The 21597-nt window shown below is 40.5% G+C and carries 13 protein-coding genes; all 13 read left to right on the forward strand.

Annotated elements, in window-relative coordinates:
* The first annotated feature begins 79 nt into the window (after nucleotides 1–79).
* The 13 genes from CJF29_RS01215 (at nucleotide 80) to CJF29_RS01275 (ending at nucleotide 21580) form a co-directional block, all read left to right on the forward strand.
* Entirely contained in the window at nucleotides 80–4096 is a 4017-nt protein-coding gene (locus CJF29_RS01215) for a two-component regulator propeller domain-containing protein (RefSeq protein WP_099146603.1), read from the forward strand.
* Nucleotides 4097–4152: 56 nt separating this feature from the next.
* The gene (locus tag CJF29_RS01220; protein ID WP_099146591.1) at nucleotides 4153–5160 is read left to right on the forward strand and encodes a family 43 glycosylhydrolase; all 1008 of its coding nucleotides are present in this window, start codon (nucleotides 4153–4155) and stop codon (nucleotides 5158–5160) included.
* A 39-nt stretch (nucleotides 5161–5199) separates the two neighbouring features.
* Nucleotides 5200–6495, forward strand: coding sequence for a Gfo/Idh/MocA family oxidoreductase (locus tag CJF29_RS01225; protein WP_004311144.1), 1296 nt, complete (start codon nucleotides 5200–5202; stop codon nucleotides 6493–6495).
* Nucleotides 6492–6734: a hypothetical protein gene (locus CJF29_RS01230; protein ID WP_008646559.1), complete on the forward strand. Its 243-nt coding sequence runs from the start codon at nucleotides 6492–6494 to the stop codon at nucleotides 6732–6734. Before CJF29_RS01225 ends, CJF29_RS01230 begins: the two co-directional genes overlap by 4 nt.
* 26 nt (nucleotides 6735–6760) lie before the next feature.
* Nucleotides 6761–8179, forward strand: a complete 1419-nt coding sequence (locus CJF29_RS01235) for a Gfo/Idh/MocA family oxidoreductase (RefSeq protein WP_141561018.1) — start codon at nucleotides 6761–6763, stop codon at nucleotides 8177–8179.
* Nucleotides 8180–8244: 65 nt separating this feature from the next.
* Nucleotides 8245–9594: a DUF1080 domain-containing protein gene (locus tag CJF29_RS01240; RefSeq protein ID WP_099146602.1), complete on the forward strand. Its 1350-nt coding sequence runs from the start codon at nucleotides 8245–8247 to the stop codon at nucleotides 9592–9594.
* A gap of 143 nt (nucleotides 9595–9737) precedes the next feature.
* On the forward strand, nucleotides 9738–10556 hold the full coding sequence (locus tag CJF29_RS01245; protein ID WP_099146601.1) for an FAD:protein FMN transferase: 819 nt from the start codon (nucleotides 9738–9740) through the stop codon (nucleotides 10554–10556).
* Nucleotides 10557–10704: 148 nt separating this feature from the next.
* The gene (locus CJF29_RS01250; protein WP_099146589.1) at nucleotides 10705–13659 is read left to right on the forward strand and encodes a glycosyl hydrolase 115 family protein; all 2955 of its coding nucleotides are present in this window, start codon (nucleotides 10705–10707) and stop codon (nucleotides 13657–13659) included.
* A 24-nt stretch (nucleotides 13660–13683) separates the two neighbouring features.
* On the forward strand, nucleotides 13684–15480 hold the full coding sequence (locus CJF29_RS01255; protein WP_099146588.1) for a hypothetical protein: 1797 nt from the start codon (nucleotides 13684–13686) through the stop codon (nucleotides 15478–15480).
* A 48-nt stretch (nucleotides 15481–15528) separates the two neighbouring features.
* On the forward strand, nucleotides 15529–16641 hold the full coding sequence (locus CJF29_RS01260) for a glycoside hydrolase family 105 protein (protein ID WP_099146587.1): 1113 nt from the start codon (nucleotides 15529–15531) through the stop codon (nucleotides 16639–16641).
* A 111-nt stretch (nucleotides 16642–16752) separates the two neighbouring features.
* Nucleotides 16753–17823, forward strand: a complete 1071-nt coding sequence (locus tag CJF29_RS01265) for an SGNH/GDSL hydrolase family protein (RefSeq protein ID WP_099146586.1) — start codon at nucleotides 16753–16755, stop codon at nucleotides 17821–17823.
* A gap of 365 nt (nucleotides 17824–18188) precedes the next feature.
* Nucleotides 18189–20090, forward strand: a complete 1902-nt coding sequence (locus CJF29_RS01270) for a family 43 glycosylhydrolase (RefSeq protein WP_099146585.1) — start codon at nucleotides 18189–18191, stop codon at nucleotides 20088–20090.
* 56 nt (nucleotides 20091–20146) lie between these two features.
* Nucleotides 20147–21580 carry an IPT/TIG domain-containing protein gene (locus CJF29_RS01275; protein WP_099146584.1) on the forward strand — a complete coding sequence of 478 codons (1434 nt, stop codon included), beginning with the start codon at nucleotides 20147–20149 and terminating at the stop codon, nucleotides 21578–21580.
* Nucleotides 21581–21597 lie beyond the last annotated feature (17 nt).

The following is a 21597-nucleotide window of genomic DNA, read 5'->3' on the forward strand; positions in this document are numbered from 1 at the left end:
AGACATATTTACTATCTTTCCGCTATGATTTTGCCTACATTTGGTAACTCAAACGGAAGGATAGAAAACACGTATGTTTATGAAGAAAGTTCTCATATTTTTAATCTGTTTAATTGGCTATCAGATCGGCTGCCATGCGCAAATGGCGGACGAGCATTATTATTTCAAAAATCTTAGTGTACAGAACGGGTTATCCCAAAATACGGTCAATGCGATTTTGCAGGACAGGCAAGGCTTTATGTGGTTCGGCACCAAAGATGGTTTGAATAGATATGACGGTTTGTCATTCCGCAAGTTCAAACATGATGACCGCACACGGCGGAGTATTGGCAATAATTTTATCACAGCACTTTATGAGGATGCGAAAGGAGATATCTGGGTAGGTACGGACGTCGGACTTTATATCTATCATCCGGAAAAAGATTCTTTCCGGCATTTTGCTGAATTGAGCGTAGAAAATACGAAAATTGAACATACCGTAACTGCAATTTCCGGAGACAATAAGGGATGTGTCTGGGTAGCGGTAGAGTCACAGGGATTATTTTGTTATGATTTGGAGGAAGGAAAGCTCCGGAATTATACATTGAAGAACCTTCCTTTTATCTCCACCAATGTTCAGTCTTTTGTTTTCGATAATAGCGGAACTCTTTGGATTGGTTGCTATGGTGATGGACTTTTCTTTTCGAAAGACCGTTTGCAAACCCTTCATCCTTATGTCTCGCCTGTAGACAATCAAAAAACTTATGAGAATGATGTCGTGATAGGCCTGGTGAAAGGAGCATATAATTGTCTATATGTAGGCTCTTTAAAGGGAGGAGTAAAAGAACTGAACCTGACCTCTAACAAACTACATGACTTACTTTCAGAGGATGAAAATGGAGAGTCTGTTTTTTGTCGCGAACTGCTGGTCGCTTCTGATAATGAATTGTGGATTGGTGCAGAATCGGGACTCTATATTTATAATCTTCGAATGGGTAAATATGTTCATTTGCGCAGTTCGATCAACGACCCTTATTCTTTGTCCGATAATGCTATTTATTCCTTGTGTAAGGATCGAGAGGGTGGTATCTGGATTGGATCTTATTTTGGAGGTGTGAACTACTATCCGCGTTTTTATACGTATTTTGAAAAATATTATCCCAAAGGAACAGATAATGGTTTGCATGGAAAACGGGTACGTGAGTTTTGCCAGGATAATCAGGGTATTCTGTGGATTGGTACGGAAGACGGCGGTTTGAACCGTTTCAACCCGAAGACCAAGACTTTTTCCTTTTTTACCCCTAGCAGTGCTTTTACCAATGTGCATGGTCTGTGTTTGATTGATAACCATCTTTGGGTAGGAACCTTCTCAAAAGGAGTGAAAGTAGTAGATACGCGTACGGGAGCTATCGTGAAAACCTATCAGAAAACAGACTCTCCCCGTTCATTGATAGACAATAGCGTGTTCTCTATTTGCCGCACAACGACGGGTGATATTTATCTGGGTACTTTATTCGGTTTGCTGCGATACAACAGACAATCTGATGATTTTGACCGGATACCGGAACTGAACGGCAGGTTTGTATATGATATAAAGGAAGATTCCGGTGGTAATCTATGGTTGGCAACTTATGCAAATGGAGCTTATTGCTACAATGTGAGCGAAAAGAAATGGAAGAACTATTTGCACGATGAAAATAATCCGAAGAGCCTTCCGTATGATAAGGTCTTGAGCATCTTTGAAGATTCTCACCGGCAAATCTGGCTGACTACCCAGGGAGGAGGATTCTGTCGTTTTCAGCCGGATACGGACACATTTGCCAATTATAATTTGTCGGCCGGATTGCCGAACGATGTTGTATATCAGATTGTGGAGGATAAAGACGGATTTTTGTGGTTGACAACCAACAACGGTCTGGTTTGCTTCCAACCCAACACTGGCGTGATGAAAGTATATACCACCTCCAATGGCTTGTTGGGCGACCAGTTTAATTATCGTTCAAGCTTTGAGACTGAAGATGGTACGATCTATCTGGGTAGCATTGATGGTTTTATTGCTTTTAATCCCAAGAATTTCTCGGAGAATAAGTTCATTCCGTCTGTTGCCATTACTGATTTCTTTCTGTTTGGTAAGGAGGTATATGCCGGCGAACCGGGATCTCCGTTAGAGAAGAGTATAACTTTCTCCGACCAGCTTGTGTTCCAGTCCAATCAGAATTCTTTTTCTTTCCGTGTAGCAGCATTGGATTTCCAGGCTCCGAAAACGAGCCGGATTATGTATAAACTGGAGGGCTTTGATACGGATTGGCTGACGGTTGGCGAAAGCCCTATCGTTACTTATTCCAATCTTCGTTATGGTGATTATACCTTCCGGGTAAAGGTTGCTAATAGCGACGGTGTATGGAGTGACGACGAAGTGTCATTAGGGGTACATATTCTTCCTCCTTTTTATCTCTCTATATGGGCGTATTGTGTGTATGCTCTGCTGATTATCGGCTGCTCCCTGTATACGGTTATGTATTTCAAGAGACGCAGTAACAGCAAACACCGCAGGCAGATGGAGAAATTCGAGCAGGAGAAGGAACGTGAAGTTTATCATGCAAAGATTGATTTCTTTACGAATGTGGCCCACGAGATACGTACACCGTTGACGCTGATTAAAGGTCCTTTGGAAAACATCATATTGAAGAAACAGGTCGATGCGGAAACGAGGGAAGACTTGAATGTAATGAAGCAGAATACGGAACGGTTGTTGAACCTGACTAACCAGTTGCTTGACTTCCGTAAAACGGAAAGTCAGGGATTCCGTTTGAATTTTGCGAAATGTAATGTAACGGAGGTCTTGAAGGAGACTCATGTACGTTTCACTTCCCTTGCCAAACAAAAAGGTTTGGAATTCACCTTGCAAGTGCCTGAAAAGGACTTTTATGCACATGTGAACCGGGAGGCGTTTACGAAGATTATCAGTAATTTGTTGAACAATGGGGTGAAGTATGCTGAAAGCTACGTACACATATCTTTGGAAGTGCCGGAAGCGGATGATAATAATTCATTCCGTATTCGTACAGAGAATGATGGGGTGATTATTCCCAATGAGATGAAGGAGGAGATATCTAAACCTTTCGTTCGTTTCAATGAAAAAGAAGACGGAAAAGTGACCACTGGAACAGGAATCGGCTTAGCTCTTTCCCGTTCATTGGCAGAACTGCATCAAGGAACCCTGGCTATGGGAGCAGGGGAAGAAAATAATACCTTCTGTCTGACTTTGCCGATCGTTCAGGATATGACAATAACCTTAACACCGGAACCGGAAGTTGAAATAGACAGGATGAATGAAATTCCTGTTGGAGAGACGGAAAAAAAAGATAATCGGCCTACAGTGCTGGTTGTAGAAGATAATCCGGATATGCTTGCCTTTGTAGTGCGTCAGCTATCGAAAGAATATACTGTATTGACTGCCACTAATGGTGCGGAAGCGTTGCAAGTGTTGGATGGTAATTATGTGAACTTGGTGGTTAGTGATGTTGTGATGCCTGTGATGGATGGTTTTGAATTGTGTAAGACGATCAAGTCAGATTTGAATTATAGCCATATTCCCGTTATTTTGTTGACTGCGAAGACGAATATCCAGTCTAAGATAGAGGGAATGGAACTGGGAGCAGATGCTTATCTGGAGAAACCTTTTTCTGTGGAATATTTACAGGCTTGTGCTTCCAGCCTTATTCAGAATAGGGAGAAACTGCGCAAGGCTTTTGCACAGTCTCCTTTTGTGGCAGCCAATACGATGGCGTTGACAAAAGCTGACGAAGATTTTATAAAGAAGTTGAATGAGGTTATCCAGGTGAATTATAGTAATCCGGAATTTAGCATGGATGATATGGCGGATAGCCTGAATATGAGCCGTTCTAATTTCTATCGGAAGATAAAGGGAGTCTTGGATTTGAGTCCGAATGAATATCTTCGACTGGAACGTTTGAAGAAGGCTGCTCAATTATTGAAAGAAGGAGAAAACCGGGTAAATGAGATTTGCTATATGGTAGGGTTTAATTCTCCGTCTTATTTTGCCAAGTGTTTCCAGAAGCAATTTGGAGTGTTACCCAAAGATTTTGTAAGTTAATATTAATTTATAGCTATAAAGATAAGGTAAAAAGGAGCTTTTAAAAGAATGATTTGATGAAAAAGTATGTAAATTTGTTCGTTTTCGTATTCATGATAGGTGCTTGTCTTTCGCAGGGGAGAGCACAGACAAAGTCTGCAGTGAGTTATAAGAATCCGGTTGTAGATATTGCCATGCCCGACCCTACGGTGATTAAAGCTGCAGATGGTTATTTTTATGTGTATGCTACCGAATCTACCAGAAACGTTCCGATCATGAAGTCGAAAGATTTGGTGGAATGGACGTATTGCAACACTGCATTCACGAATAAAACTCGTCCCAGGTTTGAACCTAAAGCTGGAATTTGGGCACCTGACATTAATTATATCAATAATAAATATGTGCTTTATTATGCGATGTCGGTGTGGGGAGGAGAACAGACGTGCGGAATTGGAGTAGCTACGGCCGACTCTCCACAGGGACCTTTTACAGATCATGGTAAGATGTTCCGTAGTAATGAGATCGGTGTACAGAACTCGATCGATCCCAGCTTCCTGCAATATGAAGGGAGAAACTATCTGGTTTGGGGCAGCTTCCGGGGAATATATGTGATTGAGCTGACTGAAGATGGTCTGTCATTGAAGCCGGGAGCGGAAAAAAAGAGAATAGCAGGAACTGCTTTTGAAGCTGCCTATATTCATAAGCACGGCGATTATTATTATATGTTTGCCTCTATCGGAAGTTGTTGCGAGGGGATTAGGAGTACTTATAAAGTTGTAGTGGGCCGCTCTAAAAAAGTCTGGGGACCCTACAAAGATAAGTCGGGCAAACCGATGTTGAAGAATGGTTATTCTTTGGTGATAGGTGCGAATGATCATTTTGTAGGCAATGGGCACGGTTCGCAGATTATCCGGGATGATGCCGGACAAGACTGGCTTCTGTATCATGGTTTTTCAAGATCGATCCCGGAGAACGGACGTATTCTGTTGCTGGACCAAATCAAATGGGATAAAGAAGGATGGCCTTATGTAGAAGGAGAATCTCCTTCTTACGAAACACAAAAAGCACCTGTATTTAATAACTGATTTTCAAATAAACTAATTATAATCTTAAATACCACAAGCATGAAACATACCCCTATTAGCAGGCGGGATTTTCTAAAGAATTTAGGCATAGCCGGGGCTGGCACTCTTCTTGCAGCAAGCCCTTGGCTTTCTGCTTTTTCGGAGGTGACGAACACCTCAAACGAAAAGTGCCGTCTGGCAATAATCGGTCCTGGTTCCCGGGGACGTTTTTTAATGGGATTTCTGGCTAAGAACCCCAAAGTCGAGATCGTAGCATTGTGCGACATTTATAAACCGTCTATCGAGAGCGCATTGGAACTTGTGCCTAATGCCAAAGTGTATGGTGACTACCGGGAAGTGCTGGAAGATAAGTCGATAGATGCCATACTCGTAGCTACCCCTCTTAGTTCGCATTGTAAAATCGTCTTGGATGCTTTCGACGCAGGAAAGCATGTATTTTGTGAGAAGTCGATAGGTTTTACGATGGAAGAGTGTTACCGTATGTATCAGAAACATCGTAGCACGGGAAAGATTTTCTTCACTGGTCAACAACGTTTGTTCGACCCTCGTTACATCAAAGCGATGGAGATGATTCATGCGGGTACCTTTGGTGAAATAAATGCAATCCGTACCTTTTGGAACCGGAATGGCGATTGGAGACGCTCGGTACCTTCACCCAATCTGGAACGCCTGATAAACTGGCGTCTTTACAAGGAATTCTCGAAGGGACTGATGACGGAACTCGCTTGCCACCAGCTTCAGATCGGAAGTTGGGCTTTGCGTAAGATTCCCGAGAAGGTGATGGGGCATGGTGCCATTACTTATTGGAAGGATGGCAGGGATGTGTATGATAATGTGAGTTGTGTATATGTCTTTGATGATGGGGTGAAGATGACGTTCGACTCCGTTATATCCAATAAATTCTATGGACTGGAAGAACAGATCATGGGTAACCTTGGTACGGTAGAACCGGAAAAGGGAAAATATTACTTTGAGAATGTGGCTCCTGCACCGGCTTTCCTGCAGATGGTGAATGATTGGGAAAACAAAGTTTTCGATTCTCTTCCTTTTGCCGGAACGAGTTGGGCTCCGGAAACTGCAAATGAGAACACTGGAGAGTTCATTATTGGAGAACGTCCCAAGAGTGACGGTACATCCTTATTGCTGGAAGCGTTCGTTGAAGCCGTCATAACACAAAAACAACCGGAAAGAATAGCGGAAGAAGGATACTATGCAAGTATGCTTTGTTTGCTGGGACATCAGGCACTGGAGGAAGAGCGGATGCTCTACTTCCCCGATGAATATAAAATAGATTATCTGAACCATCAATCTGTAAAAACACCCGAAGCAGTATGAAAGACACGATTGTAACCGCACGACGAAAGAAAATAGAGTTAATTACTTTACTCGTTTGTTTCGTAGTATCCAATTTGATACACCTCTATGCAATTATAGCTTATCATGCGCCATTTACGGAGATGATAACTTCTATTTTTTATATCATCATATTTACTTTTGTGCTTTATGCTTTTTGGGGGATTTTGCGTCTCTTGTTTAATGGGCTACGGGCATTGTTTACTCGTTCACGAACTTAATCAATATCAATGAAAATAAATAACTTATGGTAACACGAAGAGATTTTCTGAAAACGATGTCAATGGCTTCTGCCGGATTGGCGTTGGGGGCAGGTGACTTACTGCATGCTCAAACGATTTCACCCAAGAAAGGAAGAGGTGACAAGGTAAAGATAGCCTATATCGGCATTGGTAACCGCGGTGAACAGATTATTGAAGATTTTGCGCGGACAGGTATGGTAGAAGTGGTAGCGTTATGTGATGTGGACATGGGTGCCAAACATACGCAAAAGATTATGGCTAAATATCCGAAGGCAAAACAGTTTAGAGATTTCCGCCAGATGTTTGATAAAGCCGGTAATGAGTTTGATGCTGTGGCGATTGCTACTCCCGACCATTCACATTTCCCGATCAGTATGCTGGCATTGGCATCCGGAAAACATGTATATGTAGAAAAACCGCTGGCCCGTACTTTCTATGAAGCGGAATTGTTGATGCAAGCTGCGCTTAAACGTCCTAACTTGGTTACCCAGGTAGGAAATCAGGGACATTCTGAAGCAAACTATTTCCAGTTTAAAGCTTGGATGGATGCGGGAATTATCAAAGACGTAACTGCTATCACTGCCCACATGAATAACCCGCGGCGTTGGCATAAATGGGATACTAATATCTATAAACTTCCTTCGGGACAGCAACTGCCGAAAGATATGGACTGGGACACCTGGCTCGGAGTTACCCCTTATCACGAGTATAATAAAGATTATCATTTGGGACAATGGCGTTGCTGGTATGATTTTGGTATGGGTGCATTGGGCGACTGGGGGGCACATATCCTCGATACGGCTCACGAATTCCTGGAACTGGGATTGCCTTATGAGGTCACTATGCAATACGCAAAAGGGCATAATGATTATTTCTTCCCATATTCTTCCACGATTCTCTTCCGTTTCCCGCAACGTAAAGGAATGCCACCGGTAGATATTACCTGGTATGATGGTCTGGATAATCTTCCTCCTATTCCTGCCGGTTATGGAGTTTCGGGATTGGATCCGAACATCCCTTCGACGAATCAGGGAGATACTCCTGCGGCTAAATTGAATCCGGGAAAGATTATCTATACGAAAGACTTAATCTTTAAAGGGGGTAGTCATGGAAGCACTTTGTCTATCATCCCGGAAGAGAAAGCGAAAGAGATGGCTGGCAAATTACCGAAGGTTCCTAAAAGTCCTTCCAATCACTTCGAGAACTTCTTGTTGGCATGTAACGGCATTGAAAAGACGCGCTCACCGTTCGAAATCAACGGTGTTTTGAGTCAGGTGTTCTCACTGGGTGTAATGGCTCAACGTCTTAATACACAACTGTTCTTTGACAGCCGCACGAAGCAGATTACAAATAACGAATTTGCTAATGCAATGTTGGCGGGGCTTCCGCCGCGTAAGGGTTGGGATGAATTTTATAAATTATAAATAAAAACAGCCTTTTCCATTCCTTCTCTTCAAGAGAAAGAGATGGGAAAGACTAATAAATGATTATGAAGAAGAATATCGTATTAACTTTACTTTTATTTTGTGCCGCTTCTTTAGGTGCACAGAATTGGGAACCTCTTTTCAATGGGAAAAACCTGAAAGGATGGAAGAAACTGAATGGCAAAGCCGAGTATAAAATTATAGATGGTGCCATTGTCGGTGTATCTAAGATGGGAACTCCCAATACATTCTTGGCAACGACAAAGAATTATGGTGACTTTATCCTTGAATTTGATTTCAAGATAGATGATGGTTTAAATTCCGGCGTACAGCTTCGCAGTGAAAGCAAGAAGGATTATAAGAAAGGCCGCGTACACGGTTATCAGTTTGAGATTGATCCTTCGAAGCGCGCTTGGTCGGGTGGCATTTATGATGAGGCACGTAGAAACTGGCTTTATCCTTTGACACTGAATCCGTCGGCAAAAACCGCTTTTAAGAATAACGCATGGAATAAAGCCCGTATTGAAGCTGTTGGTAATTCGATCCGTACCTGGATAAACGGAGTTCCTTGTGCTAATATCTGGGATGATATGACTCCTGTAGGTTTCATTGCTTTGCAAGTGCACGCTATTGGAAATGCGGCAGATGAAGGAAAAACAGTTCGTTGGAAGGATATCCGTATTTGTACGACGGATGTAGAACGCTATCAGACACCGGAAGCGCAAGCTGCACCGGAAGTGAATCTGATTGCCAACACGATTTCTCCGAGCGAAGCAAAAGAAGGCTGGGCTCTATTATGGGATGGTAAGACTACTGACGGATGGAGAGGCGCTAAACTTTCTACTTTCCCTGCAAAAGGCTGGAAGATAGAAAATGGTATTTTGAAAGTAATGAAGAGTGGTGGAGCTGAATCTGCAAATGGTGGTGATATTGTGACTACCCGTAAATACAAGAACTTTATTCTGAAAGTAGACTTCAAGATTACTGAAGGTGCAAATAGCGGAGTTAAATATTTTGTGAATCCGGGGCTGAATAAAGGGGAAGGCTCTGCTATCGGTTGCGAATTCCAGATTCTTGACGATGACAAGCATCCTGATGCAAAACTGGGTGTGAAAGGTAACAGAAAGCTAGGTTCGTTGTATGATCTGATTCCGGCTCCTAAGAATAAACCTTTCAACAAGAAAGAATTTAATACAGCTACCATTATCGTAAAAGGTAACCATGTAGAACATTGGTTGAACGGAGTTAAATTGATTGAATATGATCGTAACAATGATATGTGGAATGCATTGGTAGCATACAGTAAATATAAAAACTGGCCTAATTTCGGAAATCCGGAGGAAGGAAATATACTTCTTCAGGATCACGGAGATGAAGTATGGTTCAAGAACGTGAAGATTAAAGAACTGAAATAGTTCCGTTTTCTAGTTATTAGGAGATACGTCAAAACTCCTTTATGATTTTTATTCAGGCACGGATTACACGGGTTTCACGGTTACTCTAATGAAATAAAAACCGCGTAATCTGTGTAATCCGTGCCTAATTTGTGTTTTATACGATGCAGATCACTATTCAACATCTATACAAACCGTCAAATGATGGTAACTCCTTGTTTTATGCCTGGTTCCTTTCCATGCATACACGGGTGGATATTATCTTATGCAGCCGGAAACCGGAAGGGGAGTTGCTGCTTGTGGTCAATCGTATTTATGATGCATTGTGTCGGCTGGAAAAGATGGCGAACTTTTATGATCCGGCCAGCGAATTGTCTATTCTCAACCGGACAGCCTCTGTTTCTCCCGTTGTTCTTAGCGAAGAACTTTATTCAATGATCGATTTATGTCTGGAATATAATGGCAGGACTTTGGGATGCTTCGATATCACAGTTCATTCGGAGAATTACAACCAGAACACTATACATTCAGTACATTTATCTGCCGGAGATCGTAGTGTCGCTTTTTCACAGCCGGGAGTAACTATCAATTTGTCCGGCTTTCTCAAGGGATATGCTTTGGAAACAATCAGAGGTATATTGAATGAGGCTCTGATAGAAAATGCATTGATAAATATGGGAAACAGTTCTATTCTTGCTTTGGGTAATCATCCGGTAGGTTCGGGATGGAAAATTAATGATATACTTCTCCACAATGAATGCCTTACAACCTCCGGCAATGACTCTCCCAATCGTCGGCACATCGTTTCTCCCCAAAATGGAAAATTGGTGGAAGGCGTTAAACAAATTGCTGTGGTAACAACTAACGGATCAATAGGGGAAATCCTGTCTACCAGTTTATTTGCTGCTGACAGCGAACAGCGTAAGGCTTTGCTGGCTGAATTCTCTTCTGTATTAAGTCGGTTTTTCTTGATTGGTTGTTAAGTGTTAGGTATTCAATAGTTGAGATGGTCACAATTAATTTCTGACAGGGCTTTTTGGGTATATTCTTTCATTTATAGGTCGGTTTCTTTTATCCGTTTTGCTGCTTTTTGCCTTATTTTGCAATATTAATTGTCAATCTAACGTTTATATGAAAAATAAGATTTTATTGTTGGGCTTATTTTGTTGTAGCCTGATTTCGGCAGAAGCACAAGTTTTACTCGACAAAGGAACCGGAAAGAATAGTTTTCCTATTGTTTCTTCATCAATGAATGCAGTTGTTTGTTTTGATGGAAAAGATGCGACTGTAGTACGTAAGAGTGCATCTCTTTTGGTAGATGATGTTCGCCGTGTGACAGGGCAAGAGTTGAAGATGGATGAAAGCAAGCCTGGGAAAGTATCCGCGCGTTATGCCATTATCGCTGGGACTATAGGAGAAAGCGGATGGATTGACGCCTTGGCATCCAGAAACAAAATAGATACGGCAGCTATTGCCGGAGGTTGGGAACGCTATATAATAGAGGTAGTCAACAATCCTGTTCCGGGTATAAAGAAGGCAATTGTCGTAGCCGGAAGTGACAGGCGTGGTACTGCCTATGGACTTCTCTCTATTTCAAAAGCAATCGGAGTATCTCCCTGGTATTGGTGGGCGGATGCTCCGATCAAACAACAGAAACGAGTAAGTGTAAAAGTCGATAAGTTTATCTCCAAAACACCATCAGTCAAGTTCAGAGGTGTCTTTATCAATGATGAAGACTGGGGACTTTACCGTTGGTCAAGGGATAATTACGAAAAGGAACGTGGAAACTTCGGACCGAGAACGTATGCAAAAGTATGCGAATTATTGCTTCGTCTTCAGGCCAATTATCTTTGTCCGGCTATGCATGATGCATCTATGGCTTTCCACCGTATTCCGGAAAATCGTTTGGTAGCGGATAGTTTTGCTATTGTCATGGGTTCCTCTCATTGCGAACCATTATTGTTTAATACAGCAAGCGAATGGAAACGTGATAAAATGGGCGAATGGGATTATATCAATAATAAGGACGGTGTCGACAAAGTCTTGAAATCGCGCGTAGAAGAATGTGCTCCGTTTGAAAATGTATATACCTTGGCTTTGCGTGGATTGCACGATCGGGCGATGAATGCGAGCAATAATATGTCCGATAGAAAAGATATGCTTCAGGAAGCATTGATGGCACAAAGGCAAATGCTGGTAGATGCCATCGGTAAGCGTGCGGAAGACATTCCTCAAGCCTTTACTCCATATAAAGAAGTACTCGATGTATACGATCAGGGGTTGGAACTTCCGGATGATGTGACCATTATCTGGCCGGATGATAATTATGGATATATGAAACGTTTGAGTAGTCCGAAAGAGCAGAAACGTTCCGGACGTTCGGGAGTATATTATCATTCATCTTATCTGGGTAAACCTCACGATCATCTTTGGATGAACACAACTTCCCCTACATTGATGTATGAAGAACTCCGTAAGGCATACGACATGACGGCTGATCGCATTTGGCTACTCAACGCCGGAGATATCAAGTCCTGTGAATTTGCTGTAGATTATTTTCTGACAATGGCTTTCGATATTGACTCGTTCAATTTTGAAAGAGCGGCAAACTACCGTACCGAATGGTTGTGTGGTATGTTGGGCGATGACTATCGGGTTGAATATCAGGATGTGATAGATTCTTTCTATAAATTGGCTTTCGCCCGTAAACCTGAATTCATGGGATGGGGTTATCAGTGGGCTACCGATAAACACGGAAGAGAGCGAAATACGGATACAGATTTTTCGCTTGCCAATTATCGTGAAGTGGATACTCGTCTGGCTGAATATCAACGGATAGGAAATGTGGCAGAAAAAATATTGAAAGCTTTACCGGAAGATAAAAAAGCATGTTATTATCAATCATTATATTATCCGGTCAAAGGTTGTGAACTATTGAACCGTATGATTCTCAACGGACAGAGAAATCGTTGGTATTCTGTTCAACAGAGAGCGACTACTGCTGAATTGGAAAAAATGACTAAGGCTTGTTATGATAGTCTGGAAGTAATCACAAAAGGATATAACTCATTACTTGGAGGTAAATGGGATCATGTAATGACCATGAAACAGGGATTTGCCGCAGCCTACTTTGAACTCCCGGCTCTGCGGAAGGTTAATCTGGCACCTACAGCCTCTTTGGGTATATTGGCAGAAGGAGAAGACATTTTGAAGGGGCAGAAGAGTTTCCATTCACTACCATCTTTCAACACATACTTCCGCCAATCCTATTACGTAGATGTTTTCAATAAAGGAGCGACTCCTTTGAAATGGAAAGCATCGGTTTCAGATAACTGGATTCTGTTAAGTCAGAAAGCCGGAGAAACTGCCACGGAAAGTCGTATCGAAGTCTCAATCGACTGGGCTAAGGTCCCGACTGGTGAGAAAGTATTCGGAACATTGGAAATCGCATCTGGTAGTGGTGAGAAGGAGAATGTCTATATTTCTGTTTTCAATCCTTCCTCTCCTTCATTAGCCGAAATGGATTCTTTATTTGTAGAACACAACGGATATGTTTCCATTGATGCTGCCGGTTTCCACCGGAAAGTAGAGAACAAAGCTATTCAAATGAGAACGATTCCTAATTTGGGAATAGAAAATACAGCTATTCAGCTAGGTGATCCGACAGCCGCTCCACAGCGGACTGCTGGTCGCAGTACGCCTCGCCTGGAATATGATTTCTATACATTCGAACAAGGTTCGGTTGATGTTTATACGTATGTACTACCTACATTTACTCTAAGTAAGGATCGTGGATATGCCGGACATGAAGCAACGAATGTGGAAACGAAATATGGAGTATGTATTGATGAAGGTCCTGTAATGAACCCTTCCACTTCTTCTTTTGAGTACGCACAAATCTGGTACGAAAGTGTGTTGAAGAACTGTAGAATAAACAAGACCACTTTGCATATCGATAAACCGGGTAAACACACAGTGAAAATTATATGTGGCGATGCTGGAACTGTCCTGCAAAAGATTGTTCTGGATTTCGGAGGAATGAAGCGTTCTTATTTAGGACCGCAACCGACGAGACAGGGGAAATAGTAAGCTGAATAATATAGTAGAGCTATGAAACACACTTTTTTTATGTTATTTTTCTCCATAGCTATTTCATTTATAGCGTGTGGGGGCGGTGGGGAGAATAATGAGAATTTACCTGCCGATAACGGGAATACGGAGAAACCAAAGGATGATGAAACCCAAGAACCTGTGCTCTGTAGCATCACACCTATAGGGGAATTGAATCAGGGGACTCCTATTATAAATTCCCATGCAGATGTTACGAAACGTTCTTCATTGATGATGAATTATCGGATGTTTGTGACTATGGAATCTTCTTATCCTCGCTATCCTCGTATAAAAAAGATGAAGAATGGCGACTATGTTTTGTTCTATCACAATGGCAGTGCTAATAATAATATTGGTCGGCGTTGTGTTTATGCACTTAGTAAGGATCTGAAAACGTGGATCAATAAAGGAGAGATATTTAACAGTTATGACATTATTGATAGCAAAGGCAATAAGAATATACATTGCTATGCTAATTGCGATGGACTGGTGCTTTCTAATGGAGATATATTGGCTGTTGCATCTTGCAGGGCTAATTCCGGTTATCGCGATTTACCGGAAGATGCAGGAATTGAATTAAGGCGTAGTACGGATAATGGTGTCACTTGGAGTGAACCAGTCAAGATATATCAGGGGGTTAATTGGGAACCTTTCTTGTTGGAGTTGCCTACAGGTGAATTACACTGTTACTTTACAGATAGCAGTCGTACTGGTTTGGAAGGACATGGCACAGATACAGGTACAGCAATGGTTGTTTCTACTGATGGAGGAAAGACATGGAGACCGGACTTTAGCTCTTCTCCTTATTATGTATTGCGAATGAGATGGGAGAAAAATGGAATTGTCGGCTATAATCATCAGATGCCTTCTGTTGTGAGACTCAATGATAATAAAGGATTGGCTGCAGCTGTGGAAACCAATAATTCAGGATATCATATTTCGCTTTGTTATGCAGATAAAGACGAATGGGAATATTTGGCTGCCGATCAGGAAGGGCCTGCCGATAGTAATAATTGTGTTTTCTCCGGTATGGGACCATATTTGGGACAGTTCCCTTCGGGAGAAACCGTCCTTTCGTATGAATCGTCAAGTAAATATACTCTTAAAATAGGAGATGCCACTGCTCGTAATTTCGGTAGCGCTTATCAACCTTTTTCTGGTGGTTATTGGGGATCATTCTGTATTATTGATTCACATACTCTGGTTGGAACTAATGTTAAAGCGAAAGAAGGACCGGTTCAGATGGCACAGTTTGTACTTAATCATCGTATTGATGCCGTGAAAAGAAAAGTAACGATAGATGGTAACAATAAAGAGTGGGCAAATACAGATCATGCACTCTTTGTGGGCAGTAAGTCACAAGCACAAGGAACGTTACGTTGTTCGTATGATGATGATAATATTTATTTCCTGTTAGAAGTACTTGATCGAAACTTGCTAGTCTCTGATTACGCTTCCTTATACATATCTCCTGTGAGTAATAATAAGCTGTCAAAAGGTGCTTGTTGTATACAAGTAACAATGAATGGACTGAAAAATTGTGAAATATATGATGCATCATGGAAAGAAGCGCAATTAGATGCCCAGGTCAAAACTTATGTCTGCGATGAAACAAACGAGAGGCGTATTGATAATTATGGATATATTGCTGAAATTGCTATTCCACGTTCTGAATTAACTATAACTTCCGGGCAGGTACTTGTCAATTTTTCTGTTACAAAACGGAATTCGGTAGACGCTATTTGTGATGTTGCGTCTACAAGTACGGCCCGTTGGATACCGGTGACTGGATTATGATTTGGAGAATTTAATATTGAATAATTAATTATATAGAACACCACAATTATGAAAAGGAATTATTTGATTTATGCCTTATTGATGGCCGTTTTTTTGAGTTCAAACGTGATTTCTGCTCAAAATTATTTTGGAGATTTTCCAGTGAAGGCAGATCCAAAGACTGTTGGAAATAAATTAAGCAGACGCTTAATGGAAACTAAACATCAACTGTATTTTGATAGAGGAATACATTATGCAGAGGTGTGTACATGGTACGGAGCTCTCCGTTTTGCAGAATTAACAAATAATAAAGAATTGATGAAACTATTGAGAAATCGTTTCGAATTATTGTTTCATCTGGAAAAAGAACTTCTACCTCCGCCGATTCACGTAGACCAAAATATGTTTGGTTGCTTACCTCTGAGATTTTATAATATAACGAAAGACAAACGTTATTTGGACCTTGGACTACCCTATGCTGACACTCAATGGGAACTTCCTGCTAATGCGAATGAAGAGGAGCGTAAATGGGATAAGAAGGGATATTCTTGGCAAACTCGTCTTTGGATTGATGATATGTATATGATTACTATTGTGCAATCTGAGGCTTATAAAGCTACTGGTGATCCTAAGTACATAAATAGGGCTGCCAAAGAAATGGTTCTGTATTTGGACGAATTGCAACATCCCAACGGTCTTTTCTATCATGCACCGGATGTACCTTATTATTGGGGACGTGGTGATGGTTGGATGGCTGTCGGTATGACGGAGTTGCTTTATAGCTTACCGGAAAAGGATCCTAATCGTGCGCGTATCATGAAAGGTTACTTGTTGATGATGGATAACTTGAAGAAATACGTGAACAAGGACGGTCTTTGGAATCAACTGATTACCGAACCGGACTTTTGGACAGAGACATCTGGCTCGGCAATGTTTGCCTATGCCATGATTGTGGGTGTCAACAACGGCTGGCTGAATAAAGAGGAATATGCTCCAGTGGCACGCCGTGCTTGGCTTGGCTTATGTAATTATATTAATGACAAGAATGATCTTACTGAAGTTTGTGTTGGAACCGGAAAGAAAAACAGTAAACAATATTATATGGATCGTCCCCGCATCGCCGGTGATTATCATGGACAGGCACCGATAATATGGTGTGCTTATGCATTATTGAATAAATAAAACAATAAAAGACCGGATACAGATCTAGGAGTTTCTTTATTCATAGTGTATTGTTGCTTTTAACATAACATATATTTATTTTCGGAGGGCCTGAAATTATAATGCTTGAATATGAAAAGAGAATTTTGTATTTTTATTGTGCTTTTTTTAGTGTTTCATATACATGCTCAATTAGTATACCACGATGCATCGAATTTTCCATTATTAGGAAGTGCGACAGAGAGTGCTGGGGCACGATATGAAAGGTTTCCAGATTCATTAAAGAATATTTCTCGTGCTCCATTATGGAATTTAAGCCGTAACTCTGCGGGAATGGCAATACGTTTCCGTAGTAATTCCACTACGATAGCAGCTAAATGGGTGGCTCTTTTTAATACCCACATGAATCATATGACTGATACTGGTGCAAAAGGTTTAGACCTTTACTGTCTTCAGAAGAATGGTGACTGGCGTTTTGTCAATAGTGCCCGTCCGAAAGGAAAAACAAATCAGGTCACCATTATAAAAAATATGCATCCTGAAGAAAGAGAATACATGCTTTATTTGCCATTGTATGATGGTCTTATTTCTTTGTCTATCGGAGTTGATTCTTTGGCTACTATTAGTCAGCCGTTAGTGGATTATCCAATTCGTAAGAATCCTGTTGTTTTTTATGGAACCAGCATTCTTCAAGGAGGTTGTGCTTCACGTCCAGGAATGGCACATACCAATATTATATCGAGAAGATTGAACCGTGAATGTATCAATTTAGGATTCAGTGGAAATGCATTTCTAGATTTGGAAGTAGCTAAAGTAATAGCTGAAGTAGAAGCTAGTGTTTTCGTTTTGGACTTTGTGCCTAATGCTTCTGTTGCAAAGATGAAAGAACGGATGGAAACATTCTATCGTATCATTCGTGGTAAACATCCGGATACACCAATTATTTTTATAGAGGATCCTATTTTTCCTCATACATTTTATGATGAAAAGGTTGCTAAAGAAGTGCGACGAAAGAATGATACGTTGAAAGAGATATTCAATCATTTAAAGAAAAGAAATGAGAAAAATATCATTCTTATTTCATCAAAGAATATGCTGGGAGAGGATGGAGAGGCTACTGTAGATGGTATTCATTTTACAGACTTAGGTATGATGAGATATGCTGATTTAGTTTGTCCGGTTATAAAGAAGGCAATTAGATAAAAATGGCTTGCTGTTAGCTTAGGATATAGTTATTATCTTAGAATAGTGGATTGTTGAAGAAGAAATTATCCAATAAAAGAAAGATATTGTTCAGATAAGTACTAATAAATGCTCTTCTGTGTTATCTTTGAATACTTTAGATTAGTTTGGGACTAATTTTTCATTTATTGACCTATATTTAATATCTTAAATACTCCTGATTCTCTACTTTTGTATCACACAATAGGGGCACTAGTACCTTTTATAAAGATAATGATCATTATTATATAATACGAAATTTAGTTTTTAGATACAGTTAAAAAGATAGTTCAAAGGATAACGTTTTTATAGTATAAAACACAGGGTATTACTTAAATCTATATGTAATGAATTACAATTCAATTAAAAAAAATATTCGAGAAATTGGGCTAATGTTTCTTAGTGCAGGGCTTTTGCTTTTTTTATCATGTGGCTCTGATGATACTAAGGATGTTTCTGGTGAAGATGGGGATGTCAATTCGAACCAGTATTTACAAGTACAGCCTAATGGACTAAATGTAATTAAAGTTTCCAGTAGTGATGTGGCACAAGTTGTGTACCCTTTCTCTGTAGAATTAAAGGGGGGCAGTGCGAGTGTCGCTCTTACTGCACAGTTGGAAGCGTGGAATGAAAAAGATCTGGAGGCATATAATAAAGAGGAAGAAACAGCTTATAAATTGTTGCCCTCTTCATTATATTCGATAAGTGCGCCACAGATTACTCTCGAACAAGGCATTGCTTCAAAGAAAGTAGAGGTGACATTTGCTCCGGATAAAGTATTCACTGAGTTTAAAAAAAATGGAGCGGAATATGTTATTGCATTGAGACTTACTTCATCTGTTGCTAAGGTCCGTAAAAGTCAAAGCGATTTTCTTTTGCATATATCGTTTGATTATCCAACGGTTAGTTTGGTTATGCCATCACAGGAAATTAGTGTTAGTAAAATGTCAATGCCGGTTTCGGTGGATGCTACTTTTAATTGTAGGGCAGACGGAGAAATAAAGACTAATCCTTGGAACTTTACATGTACATTAGCAGTGCCTTCTAATGCGGAGGAACTGGTTGCTAAGTATAATGAGGATTATAAGACTTCTTATCGTCTTCTTCCTTCGGCTAACTATGATTTAGGAGAAGGGATATCTTTTAAAGCTGGAGAGAATGAAGCTACTGGAGGAATTACAGTGAAGCGTGAAGGAATGGAAGCTGTAAAATATTTGTTACCTGTACAGCTAAGGGAGGCTTCTCATGAAAGCGTTGCTCTTCATAATGAAATTTGTTATTTCAAAATAGGTATGACTTATACAAATCCGGTAATAACTTTTTCTAGTGCAGCCGATCCTACGGTTATTCGTACTGATGAAGGCTTTTATTTGTATGCTACTCAAACTAATTCCTATTGGATTCCTATTTATTTTTCTAAAGACTTGGTTAATTGGGAATTTAAAAGAAGTGCTTTCAGAAAAGCAACTAGACCTACTGAAGATGTACTTCCTGGTGGAGGTGCATTTTGGGCACCGGAAATTCGCTACATCAATGGAAAGTATGTGCTTTATTTCTCATGGGCAAAATGGGGGGATGGAAGTATCAGTTATACAGCGGTTGCTACCTCAGATAGTCCGGTCGGTGATTTCTTAAATGCTAAACCGTTGCTGATAACAGATGATTTCGGTTCTAATTGTATCGACCAGTTCTATTATGAAGAAGATGGTAAAAAATATATGTTTGTCGGGAGTTTCAACGGTATTTATGTGACGGAACTTACGGATGATGGTCTTTCTGTGAAACGGGGAGCAGATGGTAAGCCTGTGCTGAAGAAACAGGTCTGCGGCAGGGCATTTGAAGGCACCAATATTTATAAGAAGGGTAAGTACTACTATTTGTTTGCATCTATAAATAATTGCTGTCCGAATAATGGAATGGATAGTAAGTATAAAGTCGTGGTAGGCCGTTCGGAAAATCTCCTTGGTCCGTATGTCGATAGAAAAGGAAAAGATATGCTGGACAACTCTTGGGAGTTAGTGTTGGAAGGTGACGGTGAAACATTCTTTGGTCCTGGTCATAACTCCATAATAATTCCAGATGATGCAGGTACAGATTGGATGATATATCATAGTTATGTAAAAGAGAATGGTGCGGTTGGAGGACGTCTGGGCATGCTTGATCGTGTTGTATGGTCAGCAGATGGCTGGCCGACTATTAGAAAATGTGTGCCTTCAAAGGGAGATTTACTGCCGGTATTTAATAACTGATATGTGTGAAACTATAGATAATATATAGACTTCTAAGTAAAACTAAAATTTAATGTATGAAAAAGAAAAGTGATTGGAGAACTCGGTTTATCCGATTATGCGCAGTGGTATTGCCATTGATAGTACTTTGCTTTACAGCTTGTAAGGATGAAGACAAAGAAGAGAATCTTCCTTTCGATCCTACTAAGCCAGTGGTAATTACAGATTTTTCCCCAAAATCGGGTGGTATTGGTAACAATATTATATTGTATGGAGAAAACTTTGGGAACGACCCCAAAAAATTGAAAGTGATAGTTGGTGGTAAAGAAGCTAATATCATTTCAGTTAAGAACAATATATTGTATTGTGTAGTACCACGTATGGCTACTGAAGGTGATGTGGAAATTAGTGTGTATGATGACAATGGTGAAGAAGTGGCTTTTGCTGAAGCAGAAGAAAAGTTTACTTACGTAAAACAGTGGTTAGTTTCTACATTAGCTGGTCAACGTTTTGAGAACGAGAAAGATGCTTTTCAGGGCGAAGGAGCGTTCGATGCATGTGGATGTATAAAAGGAGCTACATGGTTTTCGTTTGATCCGAAATCAAATTTTGACCATTTGTATTTAACTTGTTATAATATAAGTTCTATTCGTCTGATTGATTTGGAAGAAAAAACGGTGACTATGCAGCCTTCCTTAAGTGCTACTGGTGATAAACCTGCTATCATTAATTGGACGGCAGATGAGAATCAAGATATGATTATTTCTCGTGATTTGGCTAAAGATGGAAATGTAAACGTATTGAAGAAACGTGCTTCAGAGTTTAAAACGGAAGTAAAATTAGGCGAATCAAAGCAAAGGCAGGTGGTTGGTGCCTTTGTTCATCCTAAGACGGGAAGGATTTATTATGCTCTTTATCCAGATCAAGTGATTTATGAATATGATTTTGAGAACAAGACAACAACGAAAATAGCTACGCATCCGCGTGTAAAAGAAACATTGCGCATGGTAGTTCATCCTACAGGAAAATATGCCTATTTGCTTCGTCAATACAATGAAAGAGGAAATGGGTATATCTCCCGTATGGACTATAATTCTACTACTGATCAGTTCTCGACCCCTTATATCGTGGCGGGAAGTGCGAGTGGAAGCGGTTATCGTGACGGAGTAGGTAGCAGGGCGCAATTGAATGGTCCGACTCAAGGGGTGTTTGTCAAGAATCCGGAATATGCAGGTGAGGAAGATGAGTATGATTTTTATTTCTGTGATGAGTATAATCATTGTATTCGTATTTTGACTCCGACAGGAAGAGTTGTAACATTTGCCGGACGTGGAAATGACTCTAAGGATCCTGGCTTTGCAAACGGTGCCCTGCGTACTGAAGCTCGGTTTGCTCATCCGTGGGCACTTGCATACGATGAAAAGAGAAAATGCTTCTATGTAGGTGAAAGAGGTATGAAACATAATGGAGATGAACAAGCGGTGATACGTAAAATTGCTATGGAAGAATAATAAATGATAAACACATA

It is taken from the genome of Bacteroides celer, assembly GCF_002632415.2.
In the GTDB taxonomy this organism is placed as follows: Bacteria; Bacteroidota; Bacteroidia; order Bacteroidales; family Bacteroidaceae; genus Bacteroides.